The sequence below is a fragment of the Burkholderia sp. 4NA327C6 genome, assembly GCF_005502655.1.
Taxonomy (GTDB): domain Bacteria; phylum Pseudomonadota; class Gammaproteobacteria; order Burkholderiales; family Burkholderiaceae; genus Burkholderia; species Burkholderia contaminans.
The window spans coordinates 161,904-187,646 of record NZ_SCNZ01000004.1; the positions used below are offsets into that span (position 1 = coordinate 161,904).

At 68.7% G+C, this 25,743-nt stretch carries 25 protein-coding genes; 10 read left to right on the forward strand and 15 right to left on the reverse strand.

Annotation, left to right across the window (positions count from 1 at the left end; translation table 11 throughout):
- Positions 1-80 precede the first annotated feature (80 nt).
- Genes FFS49_RS05920 through FFS49_RS05940 form a run of 5 tightly spaced genes read right to left on the reverse strand, consistent with a single transcriptional unit; the run spans position 81 to position 5,349 of the window.
- Entirely contained in the window at positions 81-1,571 is a 1,491-nt protein-coding gene (locus FFS49_RS05920) for an efflux transporter outer membrane subunit (protein WP_105815321.1), read from the reverse strand.
- A gap of 10 nt (positions 1,572-1,581) precedes the next feature.
- Positions 1,582-2,736, reverse strand: a complete 1,155-nt coding sequence (locus FFS49_RS05925; RefSeq protein WP_105815320.1) for an ABC transporter permease — start codon at positions 2,734-2,736, stop codon at positions 1,582-1,584.
- Entirely contained in the window at positions 2,733-3,692 is a 960-nt protein-coding gene (locus tag FFS49_RS05930) for an ABC transporter ATP-binding protein (RefSeq protein ID WP_046547687.1), read from the reverse strand. The genes FFS49_RS05925 and FFS49_RS05930 overlap by 4 nt, the downstream gene beginning before the upstream one ends.
- Positions 3,689-4,654, reverse strand: coding sequence for an HlyD family efflux transporter periplasmic adaptor subunit (locus FFS49_RS05935; protein ID WP_105815319.1), 966 nt, complete (start codon positions 4,652-4,654; stop codon positions 3,689-3,691). The genes FFS49_RS05930 and FFS49_RS05935 overlap by 4 nt, the downstream gene beginning before the upstream one ends.
- Complete coding sequence (locus FFS49_RS05940; RefSeq protein WP_105815318.1) at positions 4,651-5,349, reverse strand: TetR/AcrR family transcriptional regulator; 699 nt, start codon at positions 5,347-5,349, stop codon at positions 4,651-4,653. Before FFS49_RS05940 ends, FFS49_RS05935 begins: the two co-directional genes overlap by 4 nt.
- Here FFS49_RS05940 and FFS49_RS41895 point away from each other — a divergent pair.
- Complete coding sequence (locus FFS49_RS41895; protein WP_157644939.1) at positions 5,348-5,491, forward strand: hypothetical protein; 144 nt, start codon at positions 5,348-5,350, stop codon at positions 5,489-5,491. The two genes, FFS49_RS05940 and FFS49_RS41895, sit on opposite strands and share 2 nt — an antisense overlap.
- Positions 5,492-5,541: 50 nt before the next feature.
- Here the strand turns inward: FFS49_RS41895 and FFS49_RS05945 are convergent, their stop codons facing one another.
- Positions 5,542-6,612: an AraC family transcriptional regulator gene (locus FFS49_RS05945; protein WP_052760187.1), complete on the reverse strand. Its 1,071-nt coding sequence runs from the start codon at positions 6,610-6,612 to the stop codon at positions 5,542-5,544.
- Between the two features lie 281 nt (positions 6,613-6,893).
- On the opposite strand from FFS49_RS05945, the gene FFS49_RS05950 reads away from it, so the two are divergent.
- The gene (locus tag FFS49_RS05950) at positions 6,894-7,640 is read left to right on the forward strand and encodes a hypothetical protein (RefSeq protein WP_224755727.1); all 747 of its coding nucleotides are present in this window, start codon (positions 6,894-6,896) and stop codon (positions 7,638-7,640) included.
- 70 nt (positions 7,641-7,710) lie between these two features.
- Here FFS49_RS05950 and FFS49_RS05955 read toward each other — a convergent pair whose 3' ends face one another.
- From FFS49_RS05955 to FFS49_RS05965, 3 genes are all read right to left on the reverse strand, one after another.
- The gene (locus tag FFS49_RS05955) at positions 7,711-8,133 is read right to left on the reverse strand and encodes a cupin domain-containing protein (protein ID WP_105815316.1); all 423 of its coding nucleotides are present in this window, start codon (positions 8,131-8,133) and stop codon (positions 7,711-7,713) included.
- Positions 8,134-8,143: 10 nt separating this feature from the next.
- On the reverse strand, positions 8,144-8,581 hold the full coding sequence (locus tag FFS49_RS05960) for a carboxymuconolactone decarboxylase family protein (protein WP_006479143.1): 438 nt from the start codon (positions 8,579-8,581) through the stop codon (positions 8,144-8,146).
- A 94-nt stretch (positions 8,582-8,675) separates the two neighbouring features.
- On the reverse strand, positions 8,676-10,160 hold the full coding sequence (locus tag FFS49_RS05965) for a PLP-dependent aminotransferase family protein (RefSeq protein ID WP_105815315.1): 1,485 nt from the start codon (positions 10,158-10,160) through the stop codon (positions 8,676-8,678).
- Positions 10,161-10,392: 232 nt separating this feature from the next.
- Between FFS49_RS05965 and FFS49_RS05970 the strand changes: the two genes are divergently transcribed.
- Positions 10,393-11,310: a LysR family transcriptional regulator gene (locus FFS49_RS05970; protein ID WP_039356768.1), complete on the forward strand. Its 918-nt coding sequence runs from the start codon at positions 10,393-10,395 to the stop codon at positions 11,308-11,310.
- A 157-nt stretch (positions 11,311-11,467) separates the two neighbouring features.
- Positions 11,468-12,217, forward strand: coding sequence for an SDR family oxidoreductase (locus FFS49_RS05975; RefSeq protein ID WP_039356765.1), 750 nt, complete (start codon positions 11,468-11,470; stop codon positions 12,215-12,217).
- A gap of 96 nt (positions 12,218-12,313) precedes the next feature.
- Here FFS49_RS05975 and FFS49_RS05980 read toward each other — a convergent pair whose 3' ends face one another.
- Together FFS49_RS05980 and FFS49_RS05985 are read right to left on the reverse strand one after the other, a co-directional pair.
- Positions 12,314-13,951: a glycoside hydrolase family 32 protein gene (locus FFS49_RS05980; RefSeq protein ID WP_105815314.1), complete on the reverse strand. Its 1,638-nt coding sequence runs from the start codon at positions 13,949-13,951 to the stop codon at positions 12,314-12,316.
- Between the two features lie 176 nt (positions 13,952-14,127).
- Positions 14,128-15,714, reverse strand: a complete 1,587-nt coding sequence (locus FFS49_RS05985) for a glycoside hydrolase family 68 protein (RefSeq protein ID WP_105815313.1) — start codon at positions 15,712-15,714, stop codon at positions 14,128-14,130.
- 172 nt (positions 15,715-15,886) lie between these two features.
- On the opposite strand from FFS49_RS05985, the gene FFS49_RS05990 reads away from it, so the two are divergent.
- From FFS49_RS05990 to FFS49_RS06010, 5 genes are all read left to right on the forward strand, one after another.
- A complete protein-coding gene (locus FFS49_RS05990; protein ID WP_071332667.1) occupies positions 15,887-16,915 on the forward strand; it encodes a substrate-binding domain-containing protein in 1,029 nt (342 codons plus the stop codon).
- Positions 16,916-17,331: 416 nt separating this feature from the next.
- Complete coding sequence (locus FFS49_RS05995) at positions 17,332-18,018, forward strand: type 1 glutamine amidotransferase domain-containing protein (RefSeq protein ID WP_039356751.1); 687 nt, start codon at positions 17,332-17,334, stop codon at positions 18,016-18,018.
- Positions 18,019-18,160: 142 nt separating this feature from the next.
- Positions 18,161-19,270: an NADH:flavin oxidoreductase/NADH oxidase gene (locus FFS49_RS06000; RefSeq protein ID WP_071332665.1), complete on the forward strand. Its 1,110-nt coding sequence runs from the start codon at positions 18,161-18,163 to the stop codon at positions 19,268-19,270.
- A 128-nt stretch (positions 19,271-19,398) separates the two neighbouring features.
- Entirely contained in the window at positions 19,399-20,469 is a 1,071-nt protein-coding gene (locus tag FFS49_RS06005; RefSeq protein ID WP_039356744.1) for an AI-2E family transporter, read from the forward strand.
- 221 nt (positions 20,470-20,690) lie between these two features.
- The gene (locus FFS49_RS06010; RefSeq protein ID WP_039356742.1) at positions 20,691-21,065 is read left to right on the forward strand and encodes a hypothetical protein; all 375 of its coding nucleotides are present in this window, start codon (positions 20,691-20,693) and stop codon (positions 21,063-21,065) included.
- Between the two features lie 24 nt (positions 21,066-21,089).
- On the opposite strand, the gene FFS49_RS06015 is transcribed toward FFS49_RS06010, so the two are convergent.
- On the reverse strand, positions 21,090-21,884 hold the full coding sequence (locus FFS49_RS06015; protein WP_105815312.1) for an SDR family NAD(P)-dependent oxidoreductase: 795 nt from the start codon (positions 21,882-21,884) through the stop codon (positions 21,090-21,092).
- 182 nt (positions 21,885-22,066) lie between these two features.
- Between FFS49_RS06015 and FFS49_RS06020 the strand changes: the two genes are divergently transcribed.
- A complete protein-coding gene (locus tag FFS49_RS06020) occupies positions 22,067-22,912 on the forward strand; it encodes an AraC family transcriptional regulator (protein ID WP_105815311.1) in 846 nt (281 codons plus the stop codon).
- A 10-nt stretch (positions 22,913-22,922) separates the two neighbouring features.
- On the opposite strand, the gene FFS49_RS06025 is transcribed toward FFS49_RS06020, so the two are convergent.
- The 3 genes from FFS49_RS06025 to FFS49_RS06035 form a co-directional block, all read right to left on the reverse strand.
- Positions 22,923-23,510 (reverse strand): LysE family translocator, encoded by a 588-nt coding sequence (locus FFS49_RS06025; RefSeq protein WP_105815310.1) that lies wholly within the window; start codon positions 23,508-23,510, stop codon positions 22,923-22,925.
- Between the two features lie 96 nt (positions 23,511-23,606).
- Positions 23,607-25,046, reverse strand: coding sequence for a heavy metal sensor histidine kinase (locus FFS49_RS06030; RefSeq protein WP_105815309.1), 1,440 nt, complete (start codon positions 25,044-25,046; stop codon positions 23,607-23,609).
- On the reverse strand, positions 25,043-25,738 hold the full coding sequence (locus FFS49_RS06035; RefSeq protein WP_039356712.1) for a heavy metal response regulator transcription factor: 696 nt from the start codon (positions 25,736-25,738) through the stop codon (positions 25,043-25,045). Before FFS49_RS06035 ends, FFS49_RS06030 begins: the two co-directional genes overlap by 4 nt.
- Positions 25,739-25,743 lie beyond the last annotated feature (5 nt).

Below are 25,743 nucleotides of genomic sequence, written 5' to 3' on the forward strand. Positions count from 1 at the left end.
CTCGCGTGACAATCGCATCGTTCACGCGGCGCTGGCCTGCAGACGGCAGCATCCGGCCCGTGCCAATCTCGTCCAGCCCGTCACTTGGCCGCGCCATCCGTCCAGCTTCCCGCCAGCGCCTGAAACAGCGCCGCCGTATCGGCGAGCCGATCGGCCTGCGCGCGCGTACGATCGAGCGCCGTCTGCAACGTCTGCCGCTGCGCGTCGAGCAGGTCGAACGTGCTGATCCCGCCCGCCGCGTAACGGTCGCCGGCAATCCGGTTGCTGGCCGCCGCTTCCTCGGCGGCGGTGTCTCTCGCCTGCAGTGCAGCCGCATCGTGCTCGACGGCACGCATGGCATCGGCCACCTGTTGCAGCGCCTCGAGCACGGTTTCCCGGTAGCTCGCGAACGCCGCGTCGTACGCCGCTTCGGCCGCACGTTTCTTTGCACGCAGTTCACCGCCGTGAAAGAGCGGTTGCGTCAGCCCGAGGCCGACATTCCACACGTTGAGCCCGCTCACGAGATCCGCGATGCGCGTGCGCTCCGAGCCGATTCCCGCCGAAATCGAAAAGCGCGGATACAGGTTCGCGGTGGCCACGCCGACGTTCGCGCTGGCCTGGTGCAGCACGGCTTCGGCCGCGCGGATGTCGGGGCGTTCGCGTGCGAGCGTCGACGGCAGCGCGACGGGCAGCGTGCGCGGCAGCACGAGCGTATCGAGTGTGAGGTCGGGCAGCGCGGCATCGGACGGCGGCACGCCGAGCAGGATCGCGAGCCGATGGCCGGCTTGTGCGAGGCGGGCCTCGAGCGGCGGCAGTGACGCCCGCGTCTGCGCGAGCAGCGCGCGTTGCGCATGCACGTCGGCCTGCGAAACGCCGCCCGCCGCGAAACGCGCTTCGACGATGCGCAACTGCCGCGCCTGCGCATCGATCAGTTGCCGCGTGAGCACGACCTGCTGCGCGAGCGACGCGCGCAGGATCGCGGTCGCGACGACGTTGCCCGCGAGCGTCAGGCGCGCGGCGTCGCTTGTGTACGCCTGGTAGTCGACCTGTGCGCGCAACGCTTCGAGCGCACGCCGGTTGCCGCCGAATACGTCGAGCACATACGACACGCTCACCGACGCGTCATAAAGCGTGAACGGCCCCGGGCTGGGCACGTTGGCGGGCAGGCCGAACGCGGTCGTGTCGACCTGCTCGCGCGTGGCGGACAGGCTCGCATCGACTTTCGGCAGCATCGTCGCGCCGGCTTCGGCCGCGTGGTTCTGCCGCGCTTCGTCGAGCCGCGCACGGGCTTCGGCAAGCGTCGGGCTGTTGTGCCACGCGGTATCGACGAGCCGGTTCAGCGGTTCGGAGCCGAACTGCGTCCACCAGCGCTGCGGAGTATGCGCGGCCGATGCGAACGTCTGCGCATCGCCGGCCGCTCCGGCGGTGGAGGCCGTCGTCGCGGGCGGCTCGCCGCGCGTGTAGCGCTGCGTGGCGGGCGCATCCGGCGCGTGGAAATCCGGCCCGACCGCGCATCCGGCGACGAGCAGCGCAGCGGCGATCGGCATGCAACCGCGGGCGGCGTGGAACGGGCGACGCGAAGCCGGTTTCATCGTGCGGCACCTAGTCGAGCGTGCGCCGGTAGAACCGCAGCGCGACGCCCATCACGACGACGGTGAACAGCGCGACCGGCCACACGGACGGCCACAGGTCGGTCCAGCCGTTGCCTTTCAGCAGGATGCCGCGCACGAGACGGTTGAAGTAGGTGAGCGGCAGCAGGTTGCCGATGAACTGCGCCCACTTCGGCATCCCGGCGAACGGGAACATGAAGCCCGACAGCAGGATGTTCGGCAGGAAATAGAACACCGCGAGCTGCATCGACTGCAACTGGTTCTGCGCGAGCGACGACAGCGTGATGCCGACCGTCAGGTTCGCGGCGATGAACAGCAGCGCGGACAGGTAGATGGCGAACACGCCGCCGACGAACGGCACCGCGAACACGAAGCGGGCAGCCGCGAGAATGATCGACACCTGGATCAGCCCGATCAGCACGTACGGGACGATCTTGCCCGTCATGACCTCGAGCGGCCGCACGGGCGTCGCGAGCAGGTTCTCCATCGTGCCGCGCTCGCGTTCGCGCGTGATCGCGAGGCCCGTCATCATCACCATCGTCATCGTCAGGATCACGCCCATCAGGCCCGGCACGACGTTGTACTGGGTGATGCCTTCGGGGTTGTACAGCCGGTGCAGCACGACGTCGAACGCGGCCGGGCGGCCGTTCAGATGGGCAAGCGGGCCGGTCAGGTCCTTGTCCGCGACCGGCTGCACGAGGCCGGACAGCGCGCCGATCGCCGACGCGGTCGCGACGGGATCGGTGGCGTCCGCCTCGACGAGCAGCGACGGACGCTCGCCGCGCAGCAGCCGGCGCGAGAAATCGGCCGGCACGTTCAAGACGAACAGCACGTCGCCGCGTGCGAGCGCACGGCGGCCGGCCGCTTCGTCGGGCAGCGTCTCGACGATGTCGAAGTACGCGGAATTGCGCATCGCGGCGACGAAGCTGCGCGCGAACGGGCTCGCATCGGCGACGATCACTGCCGTGGGCAGGTGTTTCGGATCGGTGTTGATCGCGAAGCCGAACAGCGCGAGCTGGATGATCGGCACGCCAACGATCATCGCGAACGTCACGCGGTCGCGCCGCAGCTGCAGGAATTCCTTCAGCACGATGCTCCACCAGCGGGCGACCGAGAACGCGTCGCGCAGGTGCGCCCACGCGTTCATGACGATGCTCCGCGGGGTGGCCCGGATGCGCGGCCCATCATGTAGATGAAGACGTCCTCGAGCCCGGTGTCGATCGGCGCGACCTGCAGCGCGGCAGGCCCGTCGGCTTGCGCCGCGACCTGCGCGAGCGTCGCGTCGAGCTGCGCACGATCGCGGCCGCTCACGTGCAGCGCCGAGCCGAACACGACCGTCTGGTCGACGCCCGGCATCGTGCGCAGCCGCGCCGATAGTTCGCTCAGATGCGCACCGGTGATCGCGCGGGTCGCGAGCCCCTGCGACGCGACGATCTCCGCCGACGTGCCCTGCGCGAGCAGCTCGCCGTACGCGATGTACGCAAGCTTGTGGCAGCGCTCGGCCTCGTCCATGTAGTGCGTGCTGACGAGCACCGAGATCCCTTGCGCGGCCAGCCGGTGCAGTTCTTCCCAGAAGTCGCGGCGCGCGGCCGGATCGACGCCGGCCGTCGGTTCGTCGAGCAGCAACAGCGCCGGCTCGTGCAGCATGCAGGCGGCCAGCGCGAGGCGCTGCTTCCAGCCGCCCGACAGCGCGCCCGTGAGCTGGTCCGCGCGGCTCGCGAGGCCGAGCCCGTCGAGTGCGCGCGCGACGGCCGCCTTGCGGTCGGGCATCCCGTACACGCGCGCGACGAAATCGAGGTTCTCGCGGATCGACAGGTCTTCCCAGTACGAGAAGCGCTGCGTCATGTAGCCGACGCGCCGCTTGATCTGCGCGCTGTCGCGCACGATGTCGTAGCCGAGGCAGGTGCCGCTGCCCGAGTCGGGCGTGAGCAGCCCGCACATCATCCGGATCGACGTGGTCTTGCCGCTGCCGTTCGGCCCGAGAAAGCCGAAGATCTCGCCGCGCGCAACGCGCAGCGACACGTCCTTCACGACGTGCTTGTCGCCGAAATGCTTGTTCAGGCGATCGACGTCGATCGCGTACGGTGCGGGCGGCGCGTTCACGGCACCCTCACGGCGACGGGTTGGCCCGGATGGAGCTTCGGCGCGTCAGCGACGGCCGGGCGCGCCTCGATCATGAACACGAGCTTGGTCCGGCTCTCGTTGCTGTAGATCACGGGTGGCGTGTATTCGGCTTCGCTCGATACGTAGGTGATGCGCGCGGTCACGTCGGCCGCACAGCCGTCGCAGTGGATCGCGACCGTGCGCCCCGGCGCGAGCGATGCGATGGCGGCCTCCGGCACGAAGAAGCGCACCTTCAGGTTTTGCGACGGCAGCATCTGCACGACCGGATTGCCGGCCTGCACCCATTCGCCGACGCGGTACAGCGTGTCGTACACGCGCCCGGCCGCGGGTGCGGCGACGCGCTTCTGGTCGAGCTTCCATTGCGCCTCGGCGACTGCCGCCTGCGCGGCCTCGACCTGCGCGGCCTGCGCGGCGACCTGCTGCGCGCGGCCCGGCAGACGGGCGACGTCGACCTGCTTCTGGAGTTCGCGCATCTGCGCGGCGGTCGTTTGCGCGGACGTGCGCGAATCGTCGAGCTGCTGTTTCGACAGGCCGCCAGCGGCGTACTGGCTTTCGTCGCGCACGAGCTGTGCGGCGGCCCGCGCGGCTTGCGCGGCGGACTGCGCGAGCTGCGCCTGCGTGACCGCGATTTCCGGCGGGCGCTTGCCCGTCTGCAGGTCGGCAAGCTGCGCGCGGGCGGCCGCGAGCTGGTGCTGCGCCTGCAGCAGCGCGGCCGTTTCGCTGACGGCTTCGAGCGAGAAGGCCGGCGCGCCGGCAGCGACGGCCTGGCCGCGCGCGACCGACAACTGCGCGAGCGTGCCCGATTGCGACGACGACAGGTACACGAATTCGCCTTCGACGTAGCCCTGGTAGGTCGTGCCGTTGCGCGCTGGCCGTTCGCAACCGGCGAGCAGCGCGACGGCGGCGGCCAGCACGAGCGGCAGCGCGCGGGCCGGGTTCACGACCGCCTCCGTGGCGAGCGGACCGGCGCGCGAGGCGGCACGGCCGGCGGCTGCAGGCCCGAACCGAGCAGTGCGCGGACATGGCGATGCAGCACGTCGCGGTCGATCGGCGGCAGGCCGCGCGCGCTTTGCCACAGTTTCGCGGTCGCGAGCGGCAGCATCACCAGCGCGATGATCGAATGGAACAGGAACGCGGGCTCGAGCGCGGGGTTCAGCGTGCCGGCCTGCTGCGCGCCGCGGATCCGTTCGGCGAAGCGCCCGATATGTTCGAGCGGAATGCGCCGGACCATCCGCTCGCGCAGCAGCCCGCCCTCATGGATGATCTCGCGCAACCAGATCGACGGCAGCCACGGCATGCGGTGCGTGACGTCGAAGAAACGGTCGACGAGTTCGGCGACGAGCGCGAACGGATCGTTTTCGATCTGCGGCTCGGTCGGCCGCCACACGAACGCGATGACCTGCACGAGCCGCTCCTCGACGATCGCGTCGAGCAGTTGCTCGCGATTCGTGAAGTAGTAGTGGACCATCGCCGACGTGACGCCTGCGGCGGCGGCGATTTGCGCGACGGTCGTCGCGGCGATGCCGCGCTCGGCGAACAACTGCATCGCGACGTCGAGCATGTGGTCGCGCAGGTCGAAATCGTCGACCGACGGGCGGCGCCCGCGCGGCCGGGCGACGGTGGATTTCGCGTTCATGAAATCGACGCTAATTGATGAGTTAGTTAATTTCAAGGAAGGGTTTTCGCTGCGGTTGATCGGGATCAGCCGCGGTGTGAATCGCGGCACGGACGGGCGTGGTGCCGCGTCGGTCGGGCGGCGTCAAGCGGCCTTCGAATGAAGAAAGCGGCTACAGAAGAAGCGAGGCGCGCGAACGCAGGTATCGCGCGCTCAGGCCGCGCGCCGGTTGCCCTTGACGATCCAGTCGCTGAACGTCGCGTCCGCCAGGGCGGGGCGCGCTGCGGCCGCCAGCGATGCCGACGCAGCGTCGCCGCGGTGCCGGGGCGGCTGCTCGATCGTTTCACGCGGGCTGTGCCCGAATTCGGCCTTGAAAGACCGGCTGAAATGCTTGTCGCTGGCGAATCCGTAGCGCCACGCGAGATCCGCGATGCGGCTTCGGGGACGGGTCGGGTCCGCGAGCATGTTCCGGATCCGCAGGAGCCGGGTGCGCTGCACGAGCTTCATCACGCCGCCGTCCGGCTGGAACAGCCGGTACAGCTTCGGACGCGAAACGCCGATCGCCTTGCAGATCGCGTCCGGACACAGGTCGGGGTCGGTCAGGTGCTGCTCGATGTAGCTCCGGGCACGCTCGCGCAGCGCAGCGTCGATCTCCGTGCCGGCCTGCATCAGCGTGTCGGCGCAGGGCTGTACGCACGCGTGCAGCAGGTTCGTCGTCGCCTGCGTCAGATAGGGCACCTGCGCGGCGGACACGCCCGACAGATTGTCGTGGAAAGCGAGCAGGTAGTCGGCCAGGATGCCGCCCATCGCCGGCGCCATCGCACAGCCGTGCAGCTTCGCGGTATCGGGATGAAACAGGTCGCGCGGCAGGGTCACGATGACCGTGTCCCCGGTCCTGACGATGCAGTCGAACGCGTGGACGGTGTCGATCAGGTACAGGCCGCCGGGGCGCATATCGACCGTCCGCTTGCCGAATTGCCAGGTGATGCTGCCGCCGAGATGCAGCAGCAGGTAGTAATGATCCAGTCCGTCGGCGCGGATCTGCCGCGCGGTGCGCGTCATACCGTAGGCGACGTTGCGGTCGGGATTCAGCCAGGTGCGCCGGCCCATCGTGAACGGCCCGACGCGTGTCGCGTCGAACCGGCAGTCGAACGGCACCGTGCGTTCGTCGGGGGCGACGAACGACCAGCTGCCGCTGGTGGCGACCCATGCGTCGAACCGCTCGGCGGGCGGCGCATCGAGGGTGGAAAAGCGATAGGTGTCCAGTACGGACGGGCTATCCATTGCTTGCCCTTCGGGTAGGGAAGACGCCGTTCCGTTCGTTCCCGGAAGCAGGAAAACGGCAAATGCGGTAACGGTCGATCGGAATCGGCCGATACCGGCACGTTGGACGGAAATGCACCAAATAGAGACGCACAGGCACCTCTAGCCGCGCGGGCCATCATATCATCGGCCCGAAACACGCTTGAACCACGACAAACAAACATAAAACGCAGTACCGAGGGCCGTGCAAAAAGAACAGGCGGAGACCGGCCGTTGATTCAAGGCGGGATCCGGGGGCAGCGATGACGAAAAAACGATGGGCCGGGGTGTCGATGGCGGCGCTGGCCAGTCTGCTCCTGCCCGCGTGCGGCGGGCCGGACCGGCCGGCGCCGGATGCGACGGGCAGCCGCGCGAACGCGGCCGATGTATCCAGTGCGGAATGCGATCCGGTTTATCGGGAAGGCGATACCGTCAGCCTGCATGTCTATGTGCGCGCGTCGGCGCGCAGCCCGATGGCCGACGGCGGCGTCGTGACGCGGACGGTTTTGTCTGCGACCTTTCAAGGCATGCCGCTGACGCGGGAAACCGAAACCGCGGCCGATTCGATCGTGCAGACGCATCGCTACTATCACGTCGGCAATGGCGCACGCACGTTCTATGGCGAGGATCAGACGATCGCCGGCAAATTGATGTTGCGCGACATCTATACGCCGCCCTATGCCGAGGCGATCAGCCTCGAAGGAACCGAATCGACGCAATATCGCGATACGGTCGTCGTACCGGCTGACGGTCAGCAAACGGCTGTATCGGTGCGGCGTGCCTATGCCGGGCGCGACACCGTACGCCTTCGGAACGGCAAGACGTTCGCCGGCGCGTGCCATTACCGCATCACGCAGGTCGCGGTCGATTCGGACGGCCAGGTGACGACCGTCGCCGACGAATGGCGCGCACCCGGCGTCGGCGTGGTCAAAACGGTGGCCGCCGTCGGCGGAATCGACACCGTGACGCAGGAACTGGAATCGGCCACGATCGGCGGCCGGGTGTATTGACGCCGGCCCCTGCGCGGGCCGGCCGACAGCCCGGTTCGCGGGCTGTTCGGCGCGTCGCCGCCTGCGACGTTCACTGACCGATCGGCGACGTCAGCGGCACGTGTTCGCCGGTCAGCCCGAACACGACGAGCTGCGCCGGCTCGGTCGCGCTCGCGTTGCGCGACACCTGGTGGCGCGAGCCGGGCGCCTCGTACCAGCCCTCACCGGCGCGGTAGCGGTGCAGCGGGCCGCCGTTCACCTGCGACAGCACTTCGCCTTTCGACACGACCGCGAACATCGAGCCGAGGTGCCGGTGGGCTTCGGAGGCTTGCCCGGGCGCATAGTCGACGGTCGCGACGACCGCGAGCTTGCCGGGCGCTTCGGGCACGGCCTGCTGCATGATCGTGTGCACGTTGTCGCCGGCATCGTGCGCCCGGCCAGCGGCCGGCAGCAGTGCGACGCCGGCCGCGAGCGATGCGCACAGGGCGGCGCGACGGAGCGTAGCGTCCATCATCGTCGGCTCCTTACTCGGGCATCTTGCGGAACGCGATCGCGAAGCGGTTCCACGAGTTGATCGTCGCGATCAGCATCGACAGGTCGAACAGCTCCTCATCGGTGAAGTGCGGCTTCACGGCTTCCCAGACGGCGTCGGGCACGTGGTTGCTGGCGACCAGCGTCAGCGCCTCGGTCCATTCCAGCGCCGCGCGTTCGCGTTCGGTGAAGAACGGCGTCTCGCGCCACGTGACGACGGTGGCCAGGCGGCGATCGGTTTCGCCGCCCTTGCGCGCGTCGGTCGTATGCATGTCGACGCAGAACGCGCAGCCGTTGATCTGCGACGCGCGCAGCCGGACGAGTTCGGCGAGCGGCTTTTCGATCGAGCTCTTCGCGAGGAATTCCTCGGCATTGCGCATCACCTTGATCGCATTCGGGCTGGCGGCGTAGAAGTTCAGGCGGGGTTGCATGGCAGGTCCTTTTTCGGTTGGAGCGCGCGGTGGCGCGACAGGACCCACTTTAAGACGCACACTGGCCTGCTTGAATGGCCAATTTCCGGAAAATTCAGGTAACCAGTGACGCGCTGCCCGCGGCGTCCGAATCCAGCAGGCCGGCCAGCGTCGCGAGCGCCGTGTCGATGCGCAGCGTGTCGATCCCGCCATAGCCGAACAGCAGCCCCGCACGGACCGGCACGCCGACGTGGAACGCCGAGATGCCGTACAGGCCGATGTCCTGCGCGCGGGCCGCGCGGATCAGCGCCGCTTCGTCGAGCGCTGGCTTCAGGTAGGCCGCGAGGTGGATGCCGGCGGTCGGCACGATCGCGTCGAACCAGGGCGCGAGTTCGCCGCGCAGATGCGCGATCAGCATCTTGCGGCGCGCATCGTAGTGCTTCTGCACGCGCTTCAGGTGCCGCGCGAAATCGCCTTCGAGCATGAAACGCGCAAGTGCCGCCTGCGTCAGCGTGCAGGTGTGCCAGTCGACGATCTGCTTCGCCTTGGTCAGCGCGCCGCGCAGCGCGCGCGGCGGAATCGCGTAGCCGATCCGCAGTTCCGGAAAGATCGTCTTCGAAAAGGTGCCGACATACGCGACGAGGCCCGTGCGGTCGAGGCTCTTCAGCGATTCCACCGGCCGGCCCTCGAAGCGGAACTCGCCGTCGTAGTCGTCCTCGATGATCACCGCGCGGCGGCGCTGCGCCCATTCGAGCAGCGCGACGCGCCGCTCCAGCGTCATCGGCATCCCGAGCGGGAACTGATGCGACGGCGTCACGTAGACGAGGCGTGCGTCGTCGGGAAGCCGTTCCGTCACCAGCCCGTGCGCGTCGACCGGCACGCCGATCACCGTTGCGCCGAGCGACGCGAACGCGGCGCGCGCGGGCGGATAGCCGGGATCCTCGACCGCGACCACGTCGCCGGGCCGCACGACGACGCGGGCGATCAGGTCGAGCGCCTGTTGCGCGCCTTGCGTGACGAGCACGTCGTCCCAGCCGCACGCGACCGCGCGGCTGAACGCGACGTAGCGCGCGATCGCGCCGCGCAGCTGCGGATCGCCGGCCGGATCGTGGTACCGGGCGGGGCCGCGCATCTGCTGGCGCAGCGCGTGATGCAGGCAGCGCCGCCACGCGTCGAACGGGAACAGCGCCTTGTCGGTCACGCCGCCGCGGAAGTCGAAGCCCGGCGTATCCTGCGGCGCGGGCATCGCGAGCGCGTCGGGCAACTCGTCCCACAGCGCGCGCGCATCGACCGCGTCGATGCGCGGCGTGTATTCGACGAGGGAGGGCGCCGACATGGCCGCGGCGTGCGGCACACGCGCGAGGCCGTCGGCGACGAACGTGCCGTCGCCCGCGCGCGTCGTCAGGTAACCCTCGGCGACGAGACGCTCGAACGCGTCGAGCGTCGTCTTGCGCGATACGCCGAGCTGTTTCGCGAGGTCGCGCGTCGACGGCAGCCGCGCGCCGCCGGCGAGCCGCCCGTCGACGATCGCGGTGCGCAGTTGCCGGAAGATCTGCCCCGTCAGGTCGTGACGGCCTTCGATACGGATCGCGATGTCCATCGCAGTGGTTACCTCGATTGCGTTGAATTCGGGCCGATCAGCATACCGGAAGTCGGCTGCGGTGTTGGCTTCGCGGCACGCCTGCATCGATCGCCAGGCCGCCAGGAACCGGGGAGGCGGGCCGAACCGGCCGGACAGCCCCGTAACCGGCATCCGCTGCCCGCATCCTCCGATTGGACCTCGGCCCGCCGCTGCCTTACGATCCACGACAACCTCACACCGGAGCGTGCCCATGCTGTCCGAAGACGAACTTGCGCTGCTCGACGCGATCCGCGCCACCGGCAGCCTGTCGCGCGCGGCCGCGCGGCTCGGCAAGGCGCCGTCGACGGTGTCGCACGCGGCGCGCCAGCTCGAAACGCGCTTCGACGCGCTGCTGTTCGACCGCCGCGGCTACCGGCTGCAGCTCACGCCGGCCGGCCAGTTGCTGACCGACGAAGCCGCGCGGCTGGCGCTGGACGTCGCACGGCTGACGCAGCGGGTGCGGCAGGTCGCGAGCGGCTGGGAGGACCGGCTGTGGATCGTCAGCGACGAGGTGCTGGAGTTCGACACGCTGCTGCCGGTCGTCCGTGCGTTCGATGCGCTCGATTCGGGCGTGTCGCTGCGTTTCACGCACGAAGTGCTCGGCGGGACCTGGGAAGCGCTGCGCGACGGGCGTGCGGACCTGGTGATCGGCGCGACCAACGAGCCGCCGGCGATTCCCGGTTTCAAGTGGTTCGAGCTGGGCGCGATGGAGTGGGTGTTCGCGGTGTCGCCGCGCCATCCGCTGGCCGCCGTGAGCGGCGCGCTGACGCGGGACGCGATCGGTGCGCACCGGGCCGTCGTCGTCGCCGATTCATCGCGGCGCGCGGCCGGCCGCGCATATGGCCTGCTCGGCGGGCAGGCCGTGCTGGCGGTGCCGTCGATGCGCGCGAAGATCCTCGCGCAGCGCGACGGGCTCGGCGTCGGCTGGGTGCCGCGCCGGCGCGTGGCGTCGCTGCTCGCGCGCGGCGAACTCGTGGAAAGGCAGACGGCCGATCCGCGCGAGCCGAACCTGCTGTTTGTCGCATGGCACGGCGACCGGGACGGCCGCGCGCTGCAATGGTGGCTCGAGCAATTGCGCGAACCGCGGCTCGCGCAGCGCCTGCTCGACGGCATCGACGTGGCCGGCTGACGCAGCACGGAACAGGAACAGGACAGGGCAAGCGAACCCGCCAGCCCAAACATGTTCGAAGATTTCGAACATGTTCGTCGCGCCCGTCGTACGGCACGACCGGGCGCCGCGCGCATCCTGTGTTCACGGTCAACTCACCGGTTCACAGGAGAACATCATGCAACGCTTCGAAGGAAAGACGGTCCTCGTCACGGGTGGCAACAGCGGTATCGGCCTGGCGGCCGCCAAGGCATTCGCGGCAGAAGGCGCGCGCGTCATCATCACCGGGCGCGATGCGCAGACGCTCGAGGCCGCGCGGCAAACGCTCGGCGAAGGCGCGCTGGCGATCCGCAACGAGGCAGGCAGCGTCGCGTCGGCCCGCGCGCTGGCCGATGCGATCGCGTCGGCGGGGGCGCGGCTCGACGCCGTGTTCATCAACGCGGGCGTCGCGAAGCTCGCGCCGTTCGCCGACAGCGACGAGGCCATGTGGGATCTCGTGTTCAACACCAACGTGAAGGGCGCGTATTTCCAGATCCAGTCGCTGGTGCCGCTGCTGAACCGCGGCGCGTCGATCGTGATCAACGGCTCGATCAACGCGCACATCGGGATGCCCGGCTCGTCGGTGTATGCGGCGAGCAAGGCGGCCGTCAATTCGTTCGCGAAGACGCTGTCGACGGAGTTGCTGCCGCACGGCGTGCGCGTGAACGTCGTGAGCCCCGGCCCCGTGCAGACGCCGCTCTACGGCAAGCTCGGGCTCGACGCGGCCACGCTCGACGAAACGGCAGAGAAGATCAAGGGCCTCGTGCCGGTCGGCCGGTTCGGCACGCCGGACGAGATCGCGTCGACGGTGCTGCATCTCAGTGCGCCGGAATCCGCGTTCATCGTGGGCGCGGAGATCATCGCGTCGGGCGGGATGGGCTTGCTCTGATCGGTGGGGCTCAGGCGGGGGCTGCAACCGCCCGGCGTGATGCCGGACGGACAGCCCCCGTCTCATGCAGGACCAATGGCCGTCCGCCCATCGCATCTATCGCGCCGCACAGGCGCCATGCCCGTCACTACCGGCTTCGAGCTGCGTCACCGTGAGCCCGGAGAACGTCGCGCGGCCGTGTTCGGCGAACACGGCGACGCGGTCCGCATCGAGCGGCGGGAAGATCAGGTCGGTGAGCGCGACTCGGCCGCCGTTCGCGAACACTTCCACCGAACCGCGATCGACGACGATCTCGAGCCGCAACTGCCCGTGCTCGAGCGGCAGGTCCACGATGTGTTCGCGGCTGAACGTGTCGGCGAAATTGGTTGCACCGGACATCGAACGGTCGAGCGTCAGCGTGCGCTTTGCCGTGTCGTACACGATCCGGGTGCCGATCGAGCCATCCGCCGAGCGCCGGACGATCAGGCCAGCCCGTGCCGCATGCTGCGGCGCGATCGTGACCGTGATGCGCTGGACGACGCCGCGCGTCGCCGCCGACAGCGCGCGCGTCGCGGAATCGACCGTGAGGTCGCCTTCATGCACGGCGGGCCTGCCGTCCGCCCAGGCATCGAACGCGGCGGCCGGTTCGACGACGAGCGTCGGTTCGCCGTCGATCGTTTTCAGCGACAGTTCGCGCGGCAGGGTCGTCGCGCCGCGCCACGGCGTGGTCGGCACTTTCGACGCGTAATCCCAGTTGCTCATCCACGCGATCGCGACCGGCCGCGAGCCGGGCGCGCCGGAAAAGGTGCCGGCTGCGTAGAAATCCGCGCCATGATCGACCCAGCGGAATTGCGCGGGATCCGAGCCGGCGGGCGCAACGCGATCCGGCGTAAACGTGCGGCCGTCGAAGTCGCCGACGAAGTACATCGCGCCGGAGCCGCCGGCAATCGACCACGGATTGACGTTGACGATCATGACCCAGCGGATGCGGGCGGGGTCGCCGTCGAGCGGCAGCGGCACGAGGTCGGGCATTTCCCACAGCGTGCCGTCGTGCGGCACGCCCGGCCGCGTGAAGTCGCTCAGGAAACTCCAGTGGATCAGGTCGTCCGAGCGATAGAGCTTCACGACCTGCGCGTCGGCGACGACCGTCGTCATCAGCCAGTAGCCGCCCGGCGCATACCACGACACTTTCGGATCGCGAAATTGCTTCGATTCCGGATCGAGCGTCAGCACCGGATTGTGTGCGTACGGCTGCCAGGTCGCGCCGTGATCGAGGCTGTACGCGAGCGATTGCGCCTGGACGCCCGGCGCGTGACCGGAGCCCGCCTTGTACACGCTCGTATAAAGCGCGACGAGCGGCGTGTGGCCCGGCGTGCCGAGCCCGGACGTATTGAGCGTGTCGGCGACGATCGAGCCCGAGAAGATTTCCTCCGTCGCGTTCGCGCGCATCGCGACCGGCTGCTCGCGCCAGTGGACGAGATCGGTGCTCGTCGCATGGCCCCACGACATGTTGCCCCAGTCGTTGCCGAGCGGATTGTATTGATAGAACAGGTGATAGCGGCCGTTGTCGTAGACGAGACCGTTCGGGTCGTTCATCCAGTTGCGCTGCGGCGTGTAGTGGAGCGCGGGCCGCCATTGCGATGTGCCTTGTTCGGCCGGTGCGTTGCAAGGCGCGGCAGCGACCTGGGTGCAGGCCACGCAGGCGAGCAGCAACCGGGCGATCCGGATGGAAAAGCGGAAAGACGTCGATATCATGCGGTGGGCCGTGCTTCGTCGTGCAAAGCGGGAAAGGAGGGCGCATGCCGCTTTCAACGGCGGTGCGCACCATGGATGGAAGAAAAAGGAGGAGGCGCGCACGCGACACGCGCGATAGGCGCCTCCCTGACCCCGGGCCTCTACCAGCGTTCGTTATTGTTGGTTATCCCGATTTTTCACTGGCCGTTGCCGCCGTTGCCGCCGTTGTGGCCGGCGCCGGTCGCGGGCAGGTTCGCCGGAATGTCGCCGTAGCCGCCGAGCCCGCCGCGTCCATAGGCGCGATCGACCGCCGTCGACGTTCCGTTGATGTTGACCTTCACCGTCGGCGCGAGCGTGCCGCCGCGGCGCGCGCCGATCGCATCGATGAACGACTCGACGAGCCCGCCCGGCATCACGTAGTGCGAATACGACTGGAATTCACGCGGGTTCTGGTTCGGATCCTGCGAGTACGGCGCGCCGGCCGGCGCGGAGAAGTCGGTCGGGTTGCCGAGCACGAGGCCGCTGCCGCCGTTCAGCGGCAGGAAGTCGCTGCGGATGCCGTTGCCCACGAAGCCGTACACGCCGTCCGGCCCGTCGACGCCGGCCGCCATCGTCGTGCGGTGGCTGATCGTGAACAGGTAGTACTTGCCGTCCTTCAGGTAGATCTGCGGGCGCTCGGTCTGGTCGTCGACGCAGTTCGCCGACAGGATCGGCGGCAGGAACTTCCACTCGGTCAATTGCGGGTTCGTCGCGACCGCCAGGCCGACATTGGCCTTTTGATACACTGCGCCCGAATTCATCACCGCGTTGAGATCTTCCCTGTACGGATCGTTCGGCGCGTAGCCGAGATCGGCTTCGGTGCAGGTGCGTGCGCCGCGCTGGCCGCCCGTGTTGCCCTCGAAGACCATGTAGGTCTTGCCCGGGTGCGCCGGGTCGGTGAACACGAACGGGTCGCGGAACGAGAAGTAGGTGTTCTGCTGGCCGGTCTGGTAGTAGTTGCCGTCCGGTTGCAGCAGCGCCTTGTGATCGTCGAAGCCGCTGAACCAGACGTGCGTGGCGTCGGCGTGGATGTGGCCGTCGGCGCGCGTGATGATCGCCTGCGGCGGCGTGATGTCGGCGCCGCCGGGCGCCGAGCGGTTGAACGACGTCGCGGTGTAGTACAGGCTGACGTTGTCGCCTTGCGTGAGGCGCGCGGAGCCCGACCATTCGGCGTTGTTGGTCATCGGCGCGGTGCCGAACACCTTGGCGCTGGCGCCGTCGGGGAACAGGTGGCCGCCCCAGGTCCAGCCGCCGTTCGCGGGGCGCTGCGACGCGGGGATGCCCGCGCGACGGTAGAAGAAGCCGATGCGCGCATGGACGTGACGGTCGTCGAACGTGTAGCCCGCATGCGGATCGGCGGTGAGCGAGAAGATCACCTCCCAGCCCTTGTAGCTGAGCTGGTTCGCGCGCAGGTCGGCCAGCGGCCACGTGTCCCACACCCACACGTTCGAATTGATCAGCGGGAAATCCTGCGGGATGTCCGGCATCGTCAGCGCTTGCGGCAGCGAGTTCTTGTCGGCGCCGGCCGTGTGCGACTGCGCGACGATCTGGCGGATGTCCGCCCGCGTCCAGCGCATCGTGAAGTTGCCTTCGGGATCGTAGGCCTGTTGCGTGTGGGGCGTGGGGATGGGCGCGCCCGTGCCGCCGGACTGCGCATGCGCGACGGACGCGAAGGCGGCGAGTGCGCCGCCAGCGAGGAACAAGCGTTGGGCCGCCGTCGGGCGGAAAAGGGAAAAGTATGTCATCTCGTCGTCGTTTCCTGGAAAGGTGAAAGTGAACGGCTGAGTGGGCATCGATGTCCAAACCGGTTTGAATGCTATTTCAAACCGGTTTGGACGTCAAAAGATAATTATTTGACGGTAATCACTACCGAGCGGAAACAATTGCCGCCAATCGGCATGCCGTGCGGCACATGGAATGCGAGGAACGACGGTGAAGGTGAATCTGAAGGCGTTATCGGACGCGCTCGGGCTGTCGCGGACGACGGTCAGCCGCGCGCTGAACGGTTACGACGACGTCAGCGAGGCGACGCGCGAGCGCGTCGCGCGGGCCGCCCGGGAAATGGGCTATGTGGCGGATCCGACCGCGCGCCGGCTGGCGACCGGGCGGGCGGACATGATCGGGATCGTCTATCCGTTCGGCGCGGGCGATCTCGGCGATCCGCGTTTCGGCGAGGTCGTCGCGGGCATCACGGAGCGGCTCGCGGAACGCAATCTCGATTTCATCATCGCGTCGGCGCGGCCGAACGCGGAACTGGACACCTATCGGCGCATCGTCGACGGCAAACTCGTCGACGGGCTGATCGTCGCACGCACGCTGGTCGACGATCCGCGCATCGCGTATCTGCAAAAGAGCGCGTTTCCGTACGTGGCTTACGGCCGGACGCAGGTGGCCGAGCCGTATGCGTGGTTCGACTTCGACAACGAGGCCGGCGCGCGGGACGCGGTGCGCCGGCTGACGGCGTTCGGGCATCGGCGCATTGCGATGATCAGCGCGCCGCTGGCGCTGAATTTCGCCGCGCAGCGCCGTGCAGGCTATCTGTCGGCCCTGCGCGAAGCCGGTATCGAGCCGGATCCGGCGCTGCTCGTCGAGTGTCCGTTTACGCACGACGGCGGGCTGCAGGCGGTGCGGGCGCTGCTCGCGCGCGACGAGCGGCCGACGGCGCTGCTGGTCGACAACAACATCGCGGGCGGCGGTGCGTTTCGGGCGCTCGTGGACAGCGGGCTGCGCCTGGGCGAGGACTTGTCGCTGATCGTCTACGACGGCGTGCCGCCGGGCCTCGCGCATCCGTATCGCGTGACGGCGGTCGTGCAGCCGACCGGCCACGCGTCGGGGCGCGCACTGGCGGAACTGATGCTGCGGCTGCTGGGCGACGGTGTTCGCGAGCAGCGGCTCGAAGCACCGGCGATCGAGGCGGGTGACACGGACGGTCCGTTGCGCGGCTAGACGCCACGGCGCAGGTGAGGGGCGCGAGCGACGGCAGACGCCGGCAGATCGCGCTCCACCGAAAAGGCCATGACGACGGCAGGGGCGATTATCCGTTTACTAGACGACCGGTCTAATCCGGGGCTATCATCCGTTCCGGTGAATGCGACGACGTCCGCGGCGCAGGCAACGAAGACGCGAAAATGCCATCCGAATGCCATTTCGCGCTGCGATGCTGATGATGCAGCGAGACGCCGTCGTTTTATTTCGAATTGGTCTAGACGACTGGTCTAATAGGTGCGGGCCGCATTCGGATACACGGGTCGCACGTTGACGCGTCACAGCTGACTAACCGACAGGCGTGCCGCGCCGACCGGCCGGATTTGCCGGTCGAGCGGCCCCGTTCCCGTCATCCATTTTCCAAGGAGTGTCCGATCATGAAGATTCTGGTTGTCCTGACCTCGCACGACACGCTCGGCGACACCGGCAAGAAGACCGGCTTCTGGCTCGAGGAACTGGCCGCGCCGTATTACACGTTCAAGGATGCGGGCGTCGAGTTGACGCTCGCGTCTCCGAAGGGCGGCCAGCCGCCGCTCGACCCGAAAAGCAGCGACCCGACGGCCCAGACCGACGCGACGCGCCGCTTCGACGCCGATGCAGCGGCCAAGGCCGAGCTGGCTTCGACGCGCAAGCTGGCCGACGTGTCCGTCGACGATTACGACGCCGTGTTCTATCCGGGCGGCCACGGCCCGCTGTGGGATCTCGCCGAGGATCTGCATTCGATCGGCCTGATCGAGCGCGCGCTGGCGGCCGGCAAGCCGGTCGCGGCCGTGTGCCACGCGCCGGGCGTGCTGCGTCACGTGAAGAACCCGCAGACCGGCGAATCGGTCGTGCGCGGCAAGCGTGTGACGGGCTTCACCAACAGCGAGGAAGCGGCCGTCGAACTGACGGAAGTCGTGCCGTTCCTTGTCGAGGACATGCTGAAGACCAACGGCGCGGAGTTCGAGCGCAGCGCCGACTGGGCGCCGCATGTCGTCACCGACGGGCTGCTGATCACGGGGCAGAACCCCGCGTCGTCGGAGCCTGCCGCCGAGGCGCTGCTCGCGCAGCTCGGCCGCCGTTGAACCAGGGGCGCCGGCCGGGCCGGCGCCATCCCGTATCCGTCGTCGGGCGCAAGCCGGCCCGTCGACGGCCCGAATCGTTCCGTCGTGCACGTTGCACGACGCGTTCCCAGTCGTTTTGCAGAACCAAGCAAAGGAGCCGTGGATGTCTGCCCTGTTCGAACCGTTCAAACTCAAGGATGTCACGCTGCGCAACCGCATCGCGGTGCCGCCGATGTGCCAGTACGTCGCCGAGGACGGCGTCGTCAACGACTGGCATCACGTGCATCTGGCCGGCATCGCGCGCGGCGGTGCGGGCCTCGTGATCGCCGAGGCGACGGCCGTGTCGCCGGAAGGGCGCATCACGCCTGGCTGCGCGGGGCTGTGGAACGATGCGCAGGCCGAAGCGTTCGCGCCGTCGGTCGCGGCGATCAAGGCGGCCGGCGCGGTGCCCGGCATCCAGATCGCGCACGCGGGCCGCAAGGCGAGCGCGAATCGCCCGTGGGAAGGCGACGACCATATCGCCGACGGCGATCCGCGCGGCTGGCAGACCATCGCGCCGTCGGCCGTGCCGTTCGGCGCGCATCTGCCGAAGACGCCGCGTGCGATGACGCGCGACGACATCGCACGCGTGCAGGCCGACTTCGTTGCGTCGGCGAAGCGTGCGCGCGACCTGGGCTTCGAATGGCTCGAGCTGCACTTCGCACACGGCTATCTCGGCCAGAGCTTCTTCTCGGTGCATGCGAACCAGCGTGACGACGAATACGGCGGCTCGGCCGAGAACCGCGGCCGCTTCCTCGTCGAGACGCTGGCAGCGGTGCGCAAGGTGTGGCCCGAGCATCTGCCGCTGACTGCGCGCTTCGGCGTGATCGAGTACGACGGCCGCGACGAAGAAACACTCGCCGAATCGATCGCGCTCACGCAGCGGCTGAAGCAGGAAGGGCTCGACATGCTGAGCGTGTCGGTCGGCTTCTCGACGCCCGACGCGCAGATCCCGTGGGGCCCGGCATTCCTCGCGCCGATCGCCGGGCGCGTGCGCCGCGAGGCCGGGCTGCCGGTGTCGTCCGCGTGGGGGATCGATACGCCGCAACTGGCGAACCGCGTGGTGGCGGAAGAGCAGCTGGATCTCGTGATGGTCGGCCGCGCGCATCTGGCCGATCCGCACTGGCCGTACTACGCGGCCAAGCAACTCGGCGTCGAGCGTCCGTCGTGGACGCTGCCCGCGCCGTATGCACACTGGCTCGAGCGTTACCGGACCGCCGACAAGGTGGCCTGAGCGGGCGGGATGCCGGGGCGGCGCGCGCATCATATGCGCCGCCGATCCGGCGCCGATGGATAGAATGGCGGTTCGCGCAGGCCGGTTGCCTGCGCGGACCGCCATTTTTTCATTTCGACAGAGGTGCCATGGGCGCACATGTCCCGTCGTCTCCCGAGCCCGCCGCACGGCCGCGCACGCAGCAGGTTTCCCGTGCCGTGCTGGTCGCGGCGCTGCTGGTCATCGCGCTGTGGGTGATCCGCGATTTCATTCCCGCCATCGCATGGGCCTGCGTGATCGCCATCGCGATGTGGCCGATGCTCAAGCGCTTCGAATCGCATCGGCTGTTCCGCAACCGCCCGACGCTCGTCGCGCTCGTCATCACGGCGGCGATCTCGTTGCTGGTCGTGCTGCCGGTGGCCGTCGCGGCGACCCAGGCGATCGGCCAGGTGCATGACCTGCGCGAGTGGCTGCGCACGATCCAGGAAAACGGCATCCCGGTGCCGGACGTGGTCGCGCGGCTGCCTTACGGTGCGGCGCAGATCACCGAATGGTGGCAGGCCAACCTCGGCCATCCGCTGCATGCGGCCACCGCGATGCACGGCGTCAACAGCGAGAAATTCCTCGCGTTCGGGCGGCAGTTCGGCACGAAGCTCGCGCACGCGCTGCTCGAATTCGGCTTCATGCTCGTCACGCTGTTCGTGATCCTGCGCGCCGGCCACAAGCTGTCGGGGGCGTTGCTGCAGGGCGCGCGGCGCGCGTTCGGGCGCAGCGGCGCGGAGCTGATCGAGCGGATGGTCTCGGCCGTGTTCGGCACGGTGACGGGGCTCGTCGTCGTCGGGCTCGGCGAGGGCGCGCTGCTCGGTATCGCGTATGCACTGGCCGGCGTCCCGCATGCGGCGCTGCTCGGCCTCGTCACGGCGATCGCCGCGATGCTGCCGTTCTGCGCGCCCGTCGTGTTCTGCGGCGCGGCGCTGTGGCTGTTCGTACAGGGCGCGACCATGTGGGCCATCGTGGTGGCCGTGCTCGGGTTCGTCGTCGTGTTCGTGGCCGAGCACTTCGTGCGGCCGGTGCTGATCGGCAGTTCCGCGCGGCTGCCGTTCCTGCTGGTGCTGTTCGGCATCCTCGGCGGCGCCGAGACGTTCGGGCTGATCGGGCTGTTCGTCGGCCCCGCGCTGATGACCGTGCTGACGATGCTGTGGGCCGAATGGGTCGCGTGACGATGTGTGACGATGCGTGCCGAGGCGGCAGGAAGCGATGGTGCGGATGCGTGTTCACGCGCGCATCGGCCGCCGCGGCGGGCGTCGATCATGCTTCTGCCGGAGCATGCAATGCGAGGATTCGGATAAAGATCTCTACATTTCTTTTCGATCCGGACCCAAAGGTCGAGTAGCATGGGGCTTTCGATGACGCCGGCATGGCGCGGCAGATTTTCCCAAGCATGCGATTGATTACGATGTCCCGTCCCGCAGCGGCGTTGTCCCTGGCTGCCGGCTGCCTGATGTTGCACGGTTGCGCGTGGTTCGACTCGTGGCTGCCGTTTTCGTATTCGCGCACGCCGCTTGCGAGGGCCGCGTCGCGGCACGGCGCGACGCGCGCCGATGTCGTCCGGGCCGCCGGCAATCCGCGCAGCGTATGGATGGTCCGCAACGGCAACGGTGTCTGCTACAACTATTTCATCGAGCACGGCAACGATCACCGCGAGTATTTCGTCGTGTTCGACAGGGCCGGCGTCGTCACGCAATACGGCTTCGATTCCTGCATGAACGCCGACCGCAAGGGCACGCTCCAGCCGGCCAAGGGCGCCTCGCGCTAGCGCGGCGGCCTTGCCCGTTCGCGGTTACGCGATCGTGTCGACCACGCCGCCGTCCACCCGCAACGCGGCGCCCGTCGTTGCCGAGGCGAGCGGCGAGCACACGTAGACCACCATGTTCGCGACTTCCTCCGGTGTTGCCGGCCGCTGGATGATCGAGCTCGAGCGGTGGTTGCGCACGAAATCCACGGCCACGTCCTCGACGCTGCGGCCGGTTTCGTCGGCCGTTTCCTTCAGCAGCGCCCGCACGCCGTCCGACATCGTCGGCCCCGGCAGCACCGAGTTGACGGTCACGTGGGTGCCCGCCGCGAGCTTCGCGAGGCCGCGTGCGATCGACAGCTGCGCCGTTTTCGTGAACCCGTAATGAATCATGTCGACCGGGATGTTCAAGCCGGATTCCGACGAAATGAACACGATGCGCCCGGCATTGCGTTCGATCATCCCCTTCAGGTAATGCCGCGCGAGCCGCACGCCGGACATCACGTTCATCTGGAAGTAATGTTCCCACTCGGCGTCGTCGATCTCGAAGAACGCCTTCAGGCCGTAGATGCCCGCATTGTTGACGAGGATGTCTGCATCCGGCGTGTGCTGCGTGACGCGCGCGACGCCGGCGGCATCGGACAGGTCGGCCGCGACGCCGTCGAAGTCTGCACTGGGGATGGCGGCGCGCAGGTGCGCGAGCGCGGACTGCACCGACGCATCGCTGCGGCCGTTGACGACGACGCGCGCGCCGGCGCGCGCGAGCCCTGCGGCGATCGCGAGCCCGATGCCGGCGGTGGAGGCGGTAACGACCGCGGTCTTGCCTTTCAGATCGATATGCATGTGCGTGACGGGAGAGGAATGAACGGAATCGCAGCGGGTGCCGCGGCGGACGGAATTCAAAGCTTAGGCGAAACGGCGCGATCCGGTATTGAAGCCGCGGCGGGCGATCCGCCGATCCGGTTGCGCGGTGTCGCACAGTCTTGTACGGTGAGCGTTCGCCGTCCGAACCGGGAGCCCGCCGCGTGAGCCGTACCGCCAACCGATCCGTCGTACCGTCGCCATTCTGGCGTCATGCCGCGCTGCCGTTCATCGAGGCGCGCACCGTCGACGACGGCCGCGCGATCTGTTACGCGAAGCACACGCACGACACGTTTTCGGTGGGCGCGATCGTCGGCGGCACGAGCACCTACGTGAACGGCGCGACGAACGAGCACGTCGGGCGCGGCGTGCTCGTGATCATCGATCCGGAACAGGTGCATGCGTGCAATCCGTATGGCCCGGACGCATGGGCGTACCGGATGGTCTATGTCGACGTGCCGTGGCTCGCCCGGCTTCAGCATGCGCTGGGTCGCGATCCGAACAGTGATTTTCACGGGTTTTCGCAGAAGTTGACGCAGCGGCGCGACCTGTTCGCGCAATTTGGCGGTTTCTACCGCACGCTCGTCGCTCCCGGCGTCGATCCGCTCGGCAAGGAGAGTGCGGCGGTCGAGTTCTTCACGGCGTTGCACGGCGCGCTCGATCGCGAACTGCCCGGCCCGCGCGCCGGCGACGACAACGCCCGGCTCGCGCGCGCGGCCGACTACATCGCCGCGCACTGCCGTGAGGGCGTCACGCTCGATGCGATCTGCGCGGCGGCCGATCTGTCGCCGTCCTACCTGATCCGCGCGTTCAATGCCCGCTACGGGATGACGCCACATGCCTTCCTGATCGATCGCCGCGTGCAGTACGGCCGCACGGAGCTGCGCCGCGGCCGGCCGATCGCCGACGTCGCGCTGGACGCGGGCTTCGCCGACCAGGCGCATTTCCAGCGCGCGTTCCGGCGGATCGCAGCCGCGACGCCCGGACAGTACCGCAGCGCGACGAGCTGAACGGCAGGCACTAGACGTCGAGCAGGAAGAGTGCGCTGCCCGCGAGCAGCAGCGCCATCAGCCGGTTGAACACGCGCATGTGCCGCGCGTTCGCGAGCCGGTGCCGCAGCGACGCGCCCGCATACGACCAGCACGCGATCGACGCGAAACAGATCACCAGGTACAGCGCGGCGAACTGCCAGACCTGCGCGCGTTCACCATCGGTCGCATACGCGCCCATCGCGGCCACGCATGCGAGCCACGCTTTCGGATTGAGCCACTGCATCGCCGCGCCGGTGGCCGCCGACGGGCCGGCCACGTCCGGGTCGGCCGACAGCCGCCCGTCGTCGAGCGCGAGCCGCAGCGCCATATAAAGCAGGAACGCGATCCCCGACCACTGCGTGGCCGTCGTCAGCACCGGCCAGCGCGCGAGCGCGGCGTGAAGCCCGAGGCCGATCAGCAGGAACAGCGCGACGAAGCCGAGCGTCGCGCCGGCCGCATAGCGCAGGCTCGCGCCGAGGCCGTGGCGTGCGCCGGCACTGAGCGCGACGATGTTGACGGGACCGGGGGTGATCGACGAGGCGAGCGCGAACGCGGCCATCGAAACCAGCATGCTCATTGGATGTCTCCATGCGAAATGTCGAAAGTCGCATCGAGACTACGGGCGCCGCACGGGCCCGTATTGAAGAAAACTGCCCTCGGCGGGCGGCAGCCGTCAGTGCAGCGCGCGCGGCGCGTGGGCCGGCCGCGCATCGCGCGCGTCGGCCGGGCGCAGCGGGGCGCCTGCGCGGGCTTGGGTCGATACCGAGAACCCGAACGTGTTGACGCCGCCCGAACACGCGACGAATACGCTGCCGCCGTGCATCTCGGCCACGGCCTTGACGATCGACAGCCCGAGCCCGTGGTTCTCCTTGCTGTTCGCGCGGGCTTCCTCGAGCCGGTAGAAACGCTCGAACACGTGCGAGCGCTGCACCGGGTCGATCGGCTCGCCGGGGTTCGACACCGCCATGTCGACGAGCGTGTCGCGGCGCGTGATCGTCACGTTCACCGTCGCGCCGGGCGCCGAATGCTGGATCGCGTTGATCAGCAGGTTCGTCATCGCGCGGCGGAACAGCGACGGATCGACGGCCGCGCGCGCATCGCCGTGCAGCTCGGCGCGCAACTGCGCTTCGTCCAGCGGGATTTCGAGGAAGTCGAGCATGCGCCGCACTTCGTCGGCGAGCGACACGTCCTTCAGGTCGGTCGCGCGTTCGCCGCGGTCGCTGCGCGACAGGAACAGCATGTCGTTGATGATCACGCGCAGCCGCTCGAATTCCTCGAGGTTCGACTGCAGCGTCCGCTCCATCCGCTCGACCGAGCGGTCGCGGCTGGTCAGCGCGACCTGGGTCTGGCCGATCAGGATGCTGATCGGCGTGCGCAGCTCGTGCGCGACGTCCGCGTTGAACGCCTCGAGCCGCGCGTAGGTTTGCTGGATGCGGTCGAGCGCACCGTTGAACGACGTGGCGAGGTCGCGCAGCTCGGGCGGCAGCGCGTCGGTCTGCAGCCGCTGGCGGCGGTTCGCGAGGCTGATCGCCGAGGCGTCCTGCGACAGCCGGTCGAGCGGCGCGAGCCCGAAGCGGGCCACCGCGCGGCTCAGCAGCAGCGTGATGATCGTGGCGATCGTGATCAGCCCGGCGAGCGTCCAGCCGAAGCGGCGCAGCATCCGCTGCGTGCGCTCGCACGAGCTGGCGACGATCAGCTTCAACGCCGGCCGCTCGCCGTTACCGGCCACCGTGACGGTCTTCGTCATCACGTCGTAGGTGCTGTGGTTCAGCGCGTAGCGCTGGAACGCGCCGAACGGTGCGCCGACGGGCACGCCGTCGACGGGCGTGCCGAAGCGGAAATCCGGATTCGGGCTGTCGACCTGGTAGTGCGTCGAGCCGTCGGGCGGTTCGAGGTCGGCGAGCTTTTCCTGCATGAGACGACCGCGCATGGACGTGGTCGCATGCGACACGATCATCTCGGCGACCTTGGTGCGCGTGTCGAGCGTCGCGCGCAGCTCGGCGAACAGCTGGCGCTCCATGATCACGAACAGCCCGCAGCCCACCAGCGTGAACACGAGCAGCGACACGATGCCGAACATCGCCGACAGCCGCAGGACGATCGAGCGGTTCATGCGGACCTCTCGGTGTCGCCGTCCTCGCGCGCCTCGAGCACGTAGCCCATGCCGCGGATCGTGTGCAGCAGCTTGTCCGTGAACGGGCCGTCGAGTTTCGCGCGCAGACGCTTGATCGCCGTCTCGACGACGTTCGCGTTGCTGTCGAAGTTCACGTCCCACACGAGTTCGGCGATGGTCGTCTTCGACAGCACCTCGCCGCTGCGGCGCGCGAGCACGCCGAGCAGCTGGAATTCCTGCGCGGTCAGGTCGAGCCGCGTGCCGTCGCGGGTCGCGCGGCGGCCGATCAGGTCGACGCGCAGGTCGCCGATCGAGATCAGCGTCGATTCCTGCACGCGTGCGCGGCGCGTCAGCGCGCGCAGCCGCTCGATCAGCTCGAGGAACGAGAACGGCTTGGTGAGGTAGTCGTCGGCGCCGCCGCGCAGCCCGCGCACGCGGTCGTCGACGCGGTCGCGCGCGGTCAGCATGATGACGGGCGTCTGCTTCTGCGCGCGCAATGCACGCAGCACGCCGAAGCCGTCCAGCTTCGGCAGCATCACGTCGAGCACGACCACGTCGTAGTCGAATTCGACGGCTTTCCACGCGCCGTCCTCGCCGTCGAGCGCGGTGTCGACGACCCAGCCTTCCTCGGTCAGGCCGCTCTTCAGGTATTCAACGACTTTCGGTTCGTCTTCGACGATCAGGACTTTCATGTTCG

Coding starts and splice junctions, on each gene's coding strand:
- FFS49_RS06035 (WP_039356712.1), bottom strand. CDS start 25,738: ATGAAAGTCCTGATCGTCGAAGACGAACCGAAAGTCGTTGAATACCTG.
- FFS49_RS06025 (WP_105815310.1), bottom strand. CDS start 23,510: ATGAGCATGCTGGTTTCGATGGCCGCGTTCGCGCTCGCCTCGTCGATC.
- FFS49_RS05985 (WP_105815313.1), bottom strand. CDS start 15,714: ATGACATACTTTTCCCTTTTCCGCCCGACGGCGGCCCAACGCTTGTTC.
- FFS49_RS05940 (WP_105815318.1), bottom strand. CDS start 5,349: ATGAACGCGAAATCCACCGTCGCCCGGCCGCGCGGGCGCCGCCCGTCG.
- FFS49_RS06005 (WP_039356744.1), top strand. CDS start 19,399: ATGGGCGCACATGTCCCGTCGTCTCCCGAGCCCGCCGCACGGCCGCGC.
- FFS49_RS05960 (WP_006479143.1), bottom strand. CDS start 8,581: ATGCAACCCCGCCTGAACTTCTACGCCGCCAGCCCGAATGCGATCAAG.
- FFS49_RS05945 (WP_052760187.1), bottom strand. CDS start 6,612: ATGGATAGCCCGTCCGTACTGGACACCTATCGCTTTTCCACCCTCGAT.
- FFS49_RS41895 (WP_157644939.1), top strand. CDS start 5,348: ATGAAATCGACGCTAATTGATGAGTTAGTTAATTTCAAGGAAGGGTTT.
- FFS49_RS05995 (WP_039356751.1), top strand. CDS start 17,332: ATGAAGATTCTGGTTGTCCTGACCTCGCACGACACGCTCGGCGACACC.
- FFS49_RS05975 (WP_039356765.1), top strand. CDS start 11,468: ATGCAACGCTTCGAAGGAAAGACGGTCCTCGTCACGGGTGGCAACAGC.
- FFS49_RS05955 (WP_105815316.1), bottom strand. CDS start 8,133: ATGATGGACGCTACGCTCCGTCGCGCCGCCCTGTGCGCATCGCTCGCG.
- FFS49_RS06030 (WP_105815309.1), bottom strand. CDS start 25,046: ATGAACCGCTCGATCGTCCTGCGGCTGTCGGCGATGTTCGGCATCGTG.
- FFS49_RS05990 (WP_071332667.1), top strand. CDS start 15,887: ATGCGAGGAACGACGGTGAAGGTGAATCTGAAGGCGTTATCGGACGCG.
- FFS49_RS06015 (WP_105815312.1), bottom strand. CDS start 21,884: ATGCATATCGATCTGAAAGGCAAGACCGCGGTCGTTACCGCCTCCACC.
- FFS49_RS05965 (WP_105815315.1), bottom strand. CDS start 10,160: ATGGACATCGCGATCCGTATCGAAGGCCGTCACGACCTGACGGGGCAG.
- FFS49_RS05980 (WP_105815314.1), bottom strand. CDS start 13,951: ATGATATCGACGTCTTTCCGCTTTTCCATCCGGATCGCCCGGTTGCTG.
- FFS49_RS05920 (WP_105815321.1), bottom strand. CDS start 1,571: ATGAAACCGGCTTCGCGTCGCCCGTTCCACGCCGCCCGCGGTTGCATG.
- FFS49_RS06010 (WP_039356742.1), top strand. CDS start 20,691: ATGCGATTGATTACGATGTCCCGTCCCGCAGCGGCGTTGTCCCTGGCT.
- FFS49_RS05925 (WP_105815320.1), bottom strand. CDS start 2,736: ATGAACGCGTGGGCGCACCTGCGCGACGCGTTCTCGGTCGCCCGCTGG.
- FFS49_RS05950 (WP_224755727.1), top strand. CDS start 6,894: ATGACGAAAAAACGATGGGCCGGGGTGTCGATGGCGGCGCTGGCCAGT.
- FFS49_RS05970 (WP_039356768.1), top strand. CDS start 10,393: ATGCTGTCCGAAGACGAACTTGCGCTGCTCGACGCGATCCGCGCCACC.
- FFS49_RS06000 (WP_071332665.1), top strand. CDS start 18,161: ATGTCTGCCCTGTTCGAACCGTTCAAACTCAAGGATGTCACGCTGCGC.